The organism is Ferruginibacter sp., assembly GCF_031430955.1.
Taxonomy (GTDB): domain Bacteria; phylum Bacteroidota; class Bacteroidia; order Chitinophagales; family Chitinophagaceae; genus Ferruginibacter.
In genome coordinates this window covers 1-11,133 of the sequence record NZ_JANPCM010000242.1, presented here as the reverse complement: position 1 = coordinate 11,133, position 11,133 = coordinate 1, and the positions used below count along the sequence as shown (strand labels likewise).

General features: G+C 34.6%; 10 protein-coding genes. 4 read left to right on the top strand and 6 right to left on the bottom strand.

Annotated features, from left to right (window positions below; all coding sequences use genetic code 11):
* Nucleotides 1–548 precede the first annotated feature (548 nt).
* Together truA and ACY65O_RS06795 are read right to left on the bottom strand one after the other, a co-directional pair.
* Complete coding sequence (truA, locus tag ACY65O_RS06800) at nucleotides 549–1,280, bottom strand: tRNA pseudouridine(38-40) synthase TruA (RefSeq protein WP_462220099.1); 732 nt, start codon at nucleotides 1,278–1,280, stop codon at nucleotides 549–551.
* A 99-nt stretch (nucleotides 1,281–1,379) separates the two neighbouring features.
* Nucleotides 1,380–2,627, bottom strand: a complete 1,248-nt coding sequence (locus ACY65O_RS06795; RefSeq protein WP_462220098.1) for a DUF4476 domain-containing protein — start codon at nucleotides 2,625–2,627, stop codon at nucleotides 1,380–1,382.
* 290 nt (nucleotides 2,628–2,917) lie between these two features.
* Between ACY65O_RS06795 and ACY65O_RS06790 the strand changes: the two genes are divergently transcribed.
* On the top strand, nucleotides 2,918–5,365 hold the full coding sequence (locus tag ACY65O_RS06790) for a M1 family metallopeptidase (protein ID WP_462220097.1): 2,448 nt from the start codon (nucleotides 2,918–2,920) through the stop codon (nucleotides 5,363–5,365).
* A gap of 106 nt (nucleotides 5,366–5,471) precedes the next feature.
* On the opposite strand, the gene ACY65O_RS06785 is transcribed toward ACY65O_RS06790, so the two are convergent.
* The gene (locus ACY65O_RS06785) at nucleotides 5,472–6,227 is read right to left on the bottom strand and encodes a DUF4197 domain-containing protein (RefSeq protein WP_462220096.1); all 756 of its coding nucleotides are present in this window, start codon (nucleotides 6,225–6,227) and stop codon (nucleotides 5,472–5,474) included.
* A 98-nt stretch (nucleotides 6,228–6,325) separates the two neighbouring features.
* Nucleotides 6,326–7,015 (bottom strand): aspartate/glutamate racemase family protein, encoded by a 690-nt coding sequence (locus ACY65O_RS06780; RefSeq protein ID WP_462220095.1) that lies wholly within the window; start codon nucleotides 7,013–7,015, stop codon nucleotides 6,326–6,328.
* 376 nt (nucleotides 7,016–7,391) lie between these two features.
* On the opposite strand from ACY65O_RS06780, the gene ACY65O_RS06775 reads away from it, so the two are divergent.
* From ACY65O_RS06775 to ACY65O_RS06765, 3 genes are all read left to right on the top strand, one after another.
* Nucleotides 7,392–7,586 (top strand): hypothetical protein, encoded by a 195-nt coding sequence (locus ACY65O_RS06775; RefSeq protein ID WP_462220094.1) that lies wholly within the window; start codon nucleotides 7,392–7,394, stop codon nucleotides 7,584–7,586.
* Nucleotides 7,587–7,843: 257 nt separating this feature from the next.
* Complete coding sequence (locus ACY65O_RS06770) at nucleotides 7,844–8,707, top strand: hypothetical protein (protein WP_462220093.1); 864 nt, start codon at nucleotides 7,844–7,846, stop codon at nucleotides 8,705–8,707.
* A 186-nt stretch (nucleotides 8,708–8,893) separates the two neighbouring features.
* Nucleotides 8,894–10,240 (top strand): bifunctional folylpolyglutamate synthase/dihydrofolate synthase, encoded by a 1,347-nt coding sequence (locus tag ACY65O_RS06765; protein WP_462220092.1) that lies wholly within the window; start codon nucleotides 8,894–8,896, stop codon nucleotides 10,238–10,240.
* 45 nt (nucleotides 10,241–10,285) lie between these two features.
* Here the strand turns inward: ACY65O_RS06765 and ACY65O_RS06760 are convergent, their stop codons facing one another.
* Both ACY65O_RS06760 and ACY65O_RS06755 read right to left on the bottom strand, forming a co-directional pair.
* Nucleotides 10,286–10,855 (bottom strand): NUDIX hydrolase, encoded by a 570-nt coding sequence (locus ACY65O_RS06760; protein ID WP_462220091.1) that lies wholly within the window; start codon nucleotides 10,853–10,855, stop codon nucleotides 10,286–10,288.
* Between the two features lie 83 nt (nucleotides 10,856–10,938).
* Nucleotides 10,939–11,133: DinB family protein (locus ACY65O_RS06755; protein ID WP_462220090.1), on the bottom strand; the 195-nt coding region annotated here is incomplete at its 5' end.

Below are 11,133 nucleotides of genomic sequence, written 5' to 3'. Positions count from 1 at the left end.
CCATTGTAAAGAAGTTTTGATCTGACTGTTGTATTTTCTCTCGAAATTATAACGTCAAATTCTAATTAATATTTGCGCTAACATTACCTTTTGTGAATCCGAAGATTCGTGCTGTTGTTTCCAAACTTTCAAAGATCTTTTTGGCTTTACTTTTGCCCCTTTTTTATTTGGGAGTGCAAAGGTAAGGGCCTTTATTTTCTCACCCAAATTTTTCTTTAATTATTTTGAAAAATTATTTAGAAATTCAGGATGATTTTTTTAAGAACTATTGCCTTTTTTCAAAAGCGGACGGCAAAGATAGGAGTGTATAAACTGCTACCAAAATTATTTTGAAAAATAGTTGTTAACAACAGCTGTACTTGATGTTCTCAATCGTACCTAATTGTTTACTGCACTGGATTACAGGATTTGAAAAATAATTGAAAAATAAACAAAGTTTTTTTTTGAATACTTTTAGAATATAAAAAAATGGCGGTTTTAGAGCAATTTATTAGCAAAATGAATTTAGGGAGCTATGGAATTTAAACAGAAAAAATCCAAGAAAAAAATTAAAGGGAGGGAAATTGGACTTTTAAAAGGAATAATCCTTGCGGAGGAACTGAAAAATCCGCTTTAGTACAATCTTTAGATTGAATGATATTAATGAATTGATCCAGAGATATTTTGCGCCTGCCCACCTGAAGCATTGTACCAACCATGCCACGTACCATGCCCCTAAGGAACCTGTTGCTAATTACATTGTAAGTTAAAACATTTTCTTTTTCCTCCCACTTACTGCTAAAAATAGTGCAGATAGTTGTTTTGGCTTGGGTGTTTCGCTTTGAGAATGCTGCAAAATCCTGGTGATTCATTAATTCATTTGCAGCTTCCTGCATCAACTCAATATTTATCTCATAAGGAAAGAAGTATGCCCTATCTTGTAAAAAAGGATCTTTTTGCTGATAAATAGTATAAGCATATTCCCTGGAGAGTGCATTAAAGCGGCAATGGTTATCAGGTTTAACCAAGAATATTTTTTTTACTACAATATCGGCAGGCAGTATAGCATTAAGATGATAAGATGCATCAGCTAACTCTGACTCGGTATCAAAATGAAAGAAATTTTGCAATGCATGTACTCCGGCATCAGTACGTGAAGACCCGGTTAGTTTAAAATCTTCTTTATAAAATATTTTAAGTGCTTTTTCTATTTCGACCTGAACAGAATTGGCATTTTGTTGTATTTGAAAACCTGAATAATTTGTACCCTTATATGAAACTTCGATAAAATACCGTGGCATGTGGTAAGTAGTTGAGGGATTTAAAATTGTTGAATGGCCAGAATGAGCAAGTGTTAGTTTTTATAGATGATATTTATACACCAGTGCTTATTAATAGATTTAGTGATTCACCATAGCTTTAAAACGGGTTATGAAATAACCATCGCTTAGTTGCGTTTCGAGAGAACTAAAATTATTAGAATCGGACACAAACGGATAAGCTGCATCAAAAAATTTGTATTTCCCGTCATCTTTTAAAAATAAAACGCTGAGATTTTTTATCTGCTCAGTTGTAAAACACTTTGATCTGAAAACTTTTTTTGCAATATCAACCATCTCTTCATCTGTACCTTCTGCAGCCATTTTCTTTCTTAGTTTAAGAAAATCGTCTTGAGTGGCCAAACTTTTGCAATCAGAATTTACCATTACAGGCTTTGTGGTATTTTCTTTTGGCTTTTCTGAAACAGGCAATTGCTCTGTTTTATTCACTTCAGCAGCCGGAACTGATATTTGAACTGCTGAATCTTTTTTTATATTTGGATTAGGCAATTCAATATTTATAAATTTAGGTTCCCCTGCTTTGGTGGTTTTTGTACTTGATACTTTTGACTCATCCTTTTTTACTTCCTCATTTTTTTGCAAGTCGGCTGCAGGCTTTATTATTTTTTTTTCGGGCTGTATGGCTTCATTGTTTTTTTCTGCCGCTATAAAAAGCCTTACAGTATCAGCAACGCCATTCACAATGTCTGCAAACACCATATCGGTTCCTTCTGAACTTTTAATACTAAATAATTTTTTAACTTGCGATGATACGATAACCTGCTCTTCGTTTTTTATTATTTCTATAACAGGTTTTATTTCTTCTTTTACTACTGGTTTATCTTCTATCTTCTTATCTTCTACCGGTGCAATTACAATATTTGTTGGAGTATCTATCTGTACTTCCTTTTTATTTTCAACCAAAACTGGTTTCACCTCTTCTTTAACTGCAGATTTTTCTTCTATTTTTCTTACAATTGATGGATCGTTAACTACATTAGAAAGTGTATTTGAAAAAATATCATTCTTATCTTCTATGCCAACATTTTCATTTTCAGCAGCTTTTACACCAGACATTATAACTTCCATAGTTTGCAGATTGAATATTCCCCAACCTTTATCACCAAAATTTTTTAATAAATAACCTGCATCTTTTTTATTTACAGTACATGTAACAGTTTGCTCGGGCCATTCGTTTTTTGGAAAACCAATGGCCATTATATAATTACCTTCCTGCAATTTTGAAATAATAATATAGCCGGAAGCTGAAGAACTCAATATTTTTTTATCCAGCTTAACATAAAAGGGCTGCCTATTTTCTGTTTGCAAATAAATAAAATGATTTTGTTGTGAAAATGAGCTTAGCACAACAAAAGACAGGTAGAAAAAAAGAAAGAGTAATTTTTTATAAAATCTATTCATTTGTTATATAAATATTATCAAGACGTAAAAAACTATTAAGCTTCGTATTTGCAGCGACGTTGATGCATTACAATTAGACAATGCTAAAATAAAAGCCATATCAAAAATACTTATTAATACTATGTTTTTGCCATTTAAATAAAAATTGATTTCACTTTAACTAAACTCCACTTATTTTTGAACCCTAAATATAAAACATGAAAAAAATGCTTTTTTTGCTTGTCCTTGCTGCAAGCCCATTTGTGATGATGGCCCAGGATGACACTCCCCCACCGAAAGACACCAGCTGGAAAAAAATTTACAGGGCTACCAGCACAAGGATAAATGACCTTGTACATACCAAACTTGACGTAAAATTTGACTATGCAAAGGCATGGATGTATGGTAAAGAATGGCTTACCTTAAAACCTCACTTTTATGCCACCGACTCTTTAACACTGGATGCAAAAGGCATGGACATTAAAGAAATAGCCATGATGAAAGGTGCATCAAAATCGACTTTGCAGTACACCTATGACGGCTGGCAATTAAGAATTACACTGGACAAAATGTATAAAGGCGGAGAAAATTATACTATATATATAGATTATACCAGCAAGCCAAACGAAGTTAAAGTTAAAGGCAGTGCAGCCATTAATGATGCCAAAGGCTTGTACTTTATTAACCCTACCGGTGAAGAGAAAGATAAACCTACACAAATTTGGACACAAGGCGAAACTGAAGCCAACAGTGTATGGATGCCAACTATAGATAAACCCAACCAAAAAACTACGGATGAAATTTACATGACAGTGCCTGCAAAGTATGTAACCCTTAGCAATGGTTTATTAAAAAGCCAAAAGAAAAATGCAGATGGCACCCGTACCGATTACTGGAAAATGGATTTACCGCATGCCCCTTATTTATTTTTTATGGGTGTAGGAGACTTTGCAATAATTAAAGACAGCTACAAGGGCAAAGAGGTTAGTTATTATGTAGAGAAAGATCAGGCGCCTTATGCAAGAGGCGTATTTGGTACTACACCTGAAATGATGAAATTTTATTCGGAGAAATTAGGTGTTGAATATCCGTGGCAGAAATATAACCAGATTGTAGGCAGAGATTATGTAAGCGGTGCTATGGAAAATACTACTGCAACACTGCACCAGGAAAGTGCTTATCAAAATGCAAGACAATTAACTGATGGCAACGGCTGGGAAACAGTTATTTGTCATGAATTGTTTCATCAATGGTTTGGAGATTTGGTAACTACAGAAAGCTGGAGCAACATTACCGTTAACGAATCGATGGCCGATTACAGCCAAACACTTTGGATGGAATACAAACATGGTAAAGATGCCGGTGATGAAGAAAACCAGCAGGGCTTAAGACAATACTTATCAAACCCCAATGAAGCAAAAAAAGATTTAGTAAGATTCAGGTACAGTGATAAAGAAGATGTATTTGATTTGGTAAGTTATCAAAAGGGCGGACGTGTGCTGCACATGCTGCGTAATTATGTTGGTGATGATGCATTTTTTAAATCGCTTAATAATTATTTAAATACTAATAAATTTAAAACTGGCGAATCGGACCAAATGCGTTTAGCTTTTGAAGAAGTTACCGGCCAGGATTTAAACTGGTACTGGAACCAATGGTATTTTGGCAGCGGCCATCCAAAATTAAATATTGATTACAAATATGATGATACTAATGGCAAAGCTTCGGTAATTATTGAGCAAACGCAAAACACGGGAAAAATTTTCAGGCTGCCTATTGCAATTGATATTTATAATGGTGTACAAAAAGTAAGACGCAAAGTTTGGATTGAAAACAGGATTGATACTTTTACTTTCAGCTATACACAAAAACCTGATTTGATAAATGTGGATGGAGATAAAATTTTATTATGCGAAAAAACTGATAATAAAACTGCCGATAACTTTAGCCACCAAATAAAATATGCGCCATTGTATTTAGACAGGATTGAAGCTTTAGATTATTTTGCTAAAAACAGTATGATAAAATTAGCTGAAGGATTAAAAGATAAATATGCACCAATACGTGCCAGCACTATTAATAAATTAGCAAAATCTAAACAGGCCAACGATGCAGGCGTAGTTACTGCTATTGAAAATATCAGTAAAACAGAAACTAATAAAAAAGCAAAGGCTGCGGCACTTGATTTTTTAGCTGCAAAAGCTGATGCAAAATATTTGGATCTTTTTAAGGCAAATGTTGGCGACTCTTCTTACAGTGTTGCTGGTGCTGCATTAGGCGGACTTGCAGCGCTTGAGCCAGACAATGCTTATACAATTGCAAAAAAATACACCAACGATGCTAAAGGTGATTTAGGTGTTGTGGTTAGCGATATTATTATGAGCAAGGGCAGTGAGGCCGATTTTGATTTTATAGCTAACAGCTACGATAAAGCGCCACCCAGCCAGGAAAAAGTTGCAGCCAGCGCTACATTTGCTGCCTACCTTGAAAAAGTGCAAAACCTTGCTAACGTAAAAAAAGGCATTGACAAGATAATTGAATTTAGAAATTTAGTGCCCGAACAATTTAGAAGTTTTGTTGACCCGACTATAAAAGGCGGATTAGACAAATTAGCAAAAGCTAAAGGCACAGAAATTACCGAGTATATAAAAGGATTGTGGAAGTAGATTGATAAATTCTATCATAAAAAAAGTCCGGCGATAATAATTATCGCCGGACTTTTTTTTATGTGTTATTAAAATATTTTAGATAAATAAGAAAATATTTTTAATTTTATTTAGCAAAAAATTTTTTTAATAATGCAGTTACCTGTGCGGCAGGATCTTTTCTTATTTTTTGTTCCTCCTGTCCTATTGAAAAAAATATGCCGCTCATTGCTTTTTCAGTAACATAAGATGACAGATCGGTATTTACCGGCGTTTTACTAAAAGATATTTTATTGTAAGTGGTAAATACATCTTTCCAGTAATTGGTTGCATTTACTTTTGCTAATGAAGCATCTATTACCGGCCGCATTTTTTCGGTAAGTTTTGCAGTAGTTGTAGATTTTAAATATTCTGTTGCAGCAAAATCGCCGCCCTTTAATATTTTTAATCCATCCGTAACAGTCATTTGTTTTACAGCATCAATAAAAATAGCAGATATGCCTCCTGCTGCATCTTCTGCTGCCCTGTTCATAGATAATATTGCTTTATCTGCTAAAGAACCAAAGCCTGCTTTACGCAAAGTTGCTTCAGCTTTTTTTGCTTCCTCGGGCATTAAAATTTTTAATGCGGCATTGGCAAAAAAACCATCTGTTTTATTTAATCTTTTTGCGGCACTGTCGGTACCAATACTTAAGGCTTCTTTTAAACCGCTTATAATTTCATCGTTGCTCAACCCTTTGCCGCTACCGGTTTTACCAATGGCAGAAAGTATATTACCGCTGCTGTCTTTAGAAGTGGCTTTTTTTATTTTACCTAAAATGCCCTGTGCATTTGCAAATGAAACTACTGCAACAGCTAAAAAAAGAAAAGTAATTTTTTTCATTATTAGATTTTATTAAGAAAGTATTTAAACAAATTTACTGCCAGTTATGCTAACAGCGGGTTAAAACTGTTACAATATAAAATTTGAAGCATTAAATTTTAAGCCAAAGCAAAATCAACCGCAGCCATGGCATGAATAAGGCCAGTATTAAAAACAGGAACTGTACAATCTTCCTGCTTAATTAATATGGGAATTTCGGTACAGCCTAAAATAAAACCTTCTGCACCCTGCTTTATCAGCTCTTCCATAATTTTTAAATATTGAATTTTGGTTTCGGACAAAAATATTCCTTTACCAAATTCTTCATAAATAGAGTTATTGATAAATTCGATATCATTTTCAGGCGGTGTAATTGTTTCAATCCCATTTTCGGCAAGTATATTTTTATAAAAGTGTAATTGCATGGTATATTTTGTACCCAGCAAAGCCACTTTTTTTAATCCTGCGCCTTTTATTGTTTCGGCAACAGCAGTTGCAATATGAATTACAGGAATATTTACAGCCTCCTGCACTTCATCAGCAATTTTATGCATGGTGTTGGCACCAATCATAATACAATCGGCACCTGCAACTTCAATTGATTTTGCTGCTTTGCAAATTATTACAGCAATGCTTTTCCAATCCTGCTGCTCTGTTAAAATTTTTATTTCTCCAAAATTAACGGAGTATAAAATAATTTTTGCTGCATGTACTCCGCCCAATTTTTTATTCATCAATTCGTTTAACAGCCGGTAATAATCTAAAGTTGAATACCAGGTTAAACCACCTATTAGTCCTATTATTTTCATAATAAATATTTATAAAAGCAATGTTACAATCATTTTTACAAAAATGATGCAATGATAAAAGCAGCACATTTGTACGCTTTAACTTTTCTTTATACAAAAAATTAAAAGGCATTTTACAGTTTGGTTGTAATAAAATAAAAATGCTGAAACACAATACTGTATTGCGTTACACTAATAATATTATCGCTTTGGCATAATGTTATAATAAAAATTTTAGATGAACTAATTTAATGTACCGGCGTAAATTGCATCGCATTTCAGTAATACTGCGTTATTTACTGCAACTTAAAACCCTTGTTTGTTAAACGAAAATCCGCCCAACCAGACCATTTAGCCTGATACTTGAGCGATAAAATTGTAATTTAAAACTAGAAATATGAAAAGTGATGTCGTGGGCATAGGCGCCCCAATCAACAAAAAAGACCTGAAAGAATTAATGAAAGAAACAAAAGAAACCCTTGCTGTTGATGCAAAAACCGAAGGTAACAACCGTTCATTTGGTGTGGTAGATTTGTGGAATGTACAAAAGAGACAAAGAACTTCTGCCTCAATGATGAGGAGGTTGAACTAAGTTTGATTTTTATTTTCTTAAAATAGAATAATTCTTTTTAGTTTTTACTGCATGGCTTTGGCCATGCTTTTTTTTGCCACGGATCTTACGGATGAATACATGTAAATGATTTGAAGAAATTTGTTAAACACTTACTTTTCAACTCAATAATGTTCTCTTGTTAATTTGTTAAATTTTTAACAACGCTTATTGAATTTGGTACGGTTTTGCATCGTTATATAAAATTGAATATCTTTACTATGCATTATACAAATACTATGTCTGCAACATTTGAAGCTGAAAAAAACAGGAAAGCGTTTCTTTATACAACCGTAATAGTTGCAGCATTGTTATTAATCGCTATTTTCTGGACATGGAAAATTTTACCCCCGCCAACACCTATTGCAGAAGATTTAATTGAAATTAATTTAGGCAATTTAGATGAAGGCTTTGGAGATGTGCAACCCTTGGTTAAAGGTGAGAAATCTCCCGGTAACGAACCTGCGGAGCAACAGCAAACACCAGCTGCTGCTGCAAATGACGAGCCTGCGCAAGATGTACAACCGGACGATAATAAAGATGAAGAGGCAGCACCTGTTGTAAAACCTGAAAAGCCAGTTAAAACAGCTATTATTCCTAAGCAACCAACAATACAACCAGTAAAGAATACAACTCCTGCACCAGTTGTTGTACCAGTGCCTAAACCACAAAAACCAAAAATTGCCGGTTATAACGGACCAAAAAACGGAACAGGCAATGGTGCCACTGAAGATAATGGCTATAAATACGAAGGCAATAAACCTGGCGGCAAGGGTGATGCAGGCAGCCCTGATGGTAAGCCAGATAGTTACGGCAACAATCCCGGAGGAAGAACTGGTGGCAGTGGATTAAGGGTTTCTAAAGGTGACAGAACTATCGTTAACAATTATATTTTTATGGGTGATTTACCCAAGGCAACCATTAATGCAATTATAAAAGTTAATGCCGATGGCAGAGGTTCATTTGTTGGTTTCGATAAAGGTTCTACCAGCAGCGATTCAAGATATGCCAATGCAATCAGGGGATATTTGCCCAATATTCAATTTAATAAATCAGATCATGAATCTATTGTAACTGTGCCGTTTAATTTTAAAGTACAATAATCCCTATCCCCTTGGAAAATGGAGGAGATTATGTTTTAGTTTTTTTGCACCCGACATTTGAATTCAGATTCAACTTCATTGGCACAGTTTATACTGACGAAGGAAATCCACTCTTCAACTGTAAATCATTATTCAGCTTTACCTACATTTGCCATTGTACTTTAACCATTCTACAGCTTTTTGCAAATGAATTATCAGCAAACGATTGACTATCTCTACAAACAGCTTCCCATGTTCAGCCGCATTGGTGCTGCTGCCTATAAAAAAGATTTACATAACACTATTGCACTTTGTAATGCTTTAGATAATCCGCAAACAAAATTTAAAAGCATACATATTGCCGGCACTAACGGTAAAGGCAGCACCAGCCACATGCTGGCAGCAATTTTACAACAGGCGGGTTACAAAACAGGTTTATACACTTCGCCGCATTTAAAAGATTTTAAAGAAAGAATAAAAATAAATGGCGAAATGATCAGCGAAGATTTTGTGGTGGATTTTGTGGAGCGTAACAAAATTTTATCCGAAAGCATTGAACCATCTTTTTTTGAATTAACCGTTGCTATGGCTTTTGACTATTTTGCAAAACAAAAAGTTGATGTCGCCATTATTGAAACGGGGCTTGGCGGCAGGTTAGACAGTACTAACATCATCACTCCTATCCTTTCCATTATTACCAATATTGGTTACGACCACATGAATATTTTGGGTAACACTTTAGAAGAAATTGCGAATGAAAAGGCCGGTATAATAAAACCAAATGTACCTGTAGTTATTGGTGAATATATTCCTGAAACAAAAAATATTTTTACGGACAAAGCCAAAGCCTGTAACAGCAAAATTTATTTCGCACAGGAAGATTATAAAGTTTCCAATATTTCTTCCACTGCACAAATTTTAAATTGCGATGTAACCACTATTGAGCATGGCATTACAGAAAATTTTTCTCTTGATCTTAATGGCATTTATCAAACAAAAAATTTGTGTACGGTATTATGTGCCGAAGCCATTTTAATGCAACTGGGTTTTGTTATAAAAAATGAAACAGAAAAATTTGCTTTAGCTAATACAAAAAAAATAACTGGCTTGCATGGAAGATGGGATGTAATTGCCGAAAACCCAACTGTAGTTTTAGATGTGGCGCATAATGAAGATGGCATAAAACAAATTATAAAACAATTAAAAAACGATAGCGACCAAATAAAAAATCATTTTGTTTTGGGGATGGTAAAAGATAAAGAAGTGGATAAGGTTTTATCGTTGCTGCCAACTGAGGCCGAATATTATTTTACTAATGCACATATACCAAGAGCTTTACCAGCGCAAGAATTACAAACAAAAGCTGCAACATTTAATTTAAAAGGCAATTTTTACGATGATGTAAATATGGCTATTGATGCTGCAAAGCAAAATGCTGCGGCAACAGATTTAATTATTGTTTGCGGCAGTGTTTTTTTGGTGGGAGAAGTGGATGTGCCCGCTGATTTCGCCAATTACGCAGAATATACTCTAATAAACCCTCCAAGAGTTTAACTTTAATATTGTTGCTTATTTCCAACTCAACTCTTGGAGGGTTTGTTAAGGGTTTATAGTAGAGTTTGCAAAATTATTTTCTCCATCTATTTTTTGAAAAGCATAATACGCACAGGCCATGTGCAGCGATTGTACAATTTCATTTTGCTGCAGCATTTGCCTGAATTTTTCTAATGGCACTGTTAATAATTCTATTTCTTCGTTATGATCTAATTGTTGCGCTGCTATTTTTTTTCCTCCCCTTGCCAAATATAAATAAGTAAAGTTGTCAATCATACCGGGGTTAGAAGCAATTTTTCCTAAATAATCGTAGCTGGTAAATTCGTATCCCGTTTCTTCAAGCAATTCTCTGGCAATAGCTTTTTGCACATCTTCCCCTGCATCAATAAATCCGCCGGGGATTTCTACAATAGTTTGACCAATGGCGTGGCGGTATTGCCTTACCAATACAACTTCATTATTTTCTGTAACCGGTACAGCACAAACACTCGGCCGCATTTCCACCACAAAATACGGATCTACAATTTGCCCGTCGGGTCTTTCGCAACGGTCTTCTCTTGCAGTAAAATAAATGTGGTTGCTTAAATATTTTGAGGATAGTTTTTTCCAGTTCATGCTTTGTTTATTGGTTTACTGGTTGATTAGTTTATTAGTTGAGTAACTTGCCCATTTAACCAATAAACTAATCAACTATTTAACTAATTCCATTTCATTCTTTCTCTTAAACTGGCAATATGCGCCACATGATGCCTGCCATGCCATGCGTACATACCCAGCAAAAACCACAAGGTCATTTCTTTTTTATGCTCGGGATGAAAAACTGTTTTTTGTAAATCTGCTTCCGATAAATTTTTAAGAATATGATACCAGCGGCTGTGCAATGCATGCAATAA

Coding starts and splice junctions, on each gene's coding strand:
- truA (WP_462220099.1), bottom strand. CDS start 1,280: ATGCCACGGTATTTTATCGAAGTTTCATATAAGGGTACAAATTATTCA.
- ACY65O_RS06790 (WP_462220097.1), top strand. CDS start 2,918: ATGAAAAAAATGCTTTTTTTGCTTGTCCTTGCTGCAAGCCCATTTGTG.
- ACY65O_RS06785 (WP_462220096.1), bottom strand. CDS start 6,227: ATGAAAAAAATTACTTTTCTTTTTTTAGCTGTTGCAGTAGTTTCATTT.
- ACY65O_RS06780 (WP_462220095.1), bottom strand. CDS start 7,015: ATGAAAATAATAGGACTAATAGGTGGTTTAACCTGGTATTCAACTTTA.
- ACY65O_RS06775 (WP_462220094.1), top strand. CDS start 7,392: ATGAAAAGTGATGTCGTGGGCATAGGCGCCCCAATCAACAAAAAAGAC.
- ACY65O_RS06770 (WP_462220093.1), top strand. CDS start 7,844: ATGTCTGCAACATTTGAAGCTGAAAAAAACAGGAAAGCGTTTCTTTAT.
- ACY65O_RS06765 (WP_462220092.1), top strand. CDS start 8,894: ATGAATTATCAGCAAACGATTGACTATCTCTACAAACAGCTTCCCATG.
- ACY65O_RS06760 (WP_462220091.1), bottom strand. CDS start 10,855: ATGAACTGGAAAAAACTATCCTCAAAATATTTAAGCAACCACATTTAT.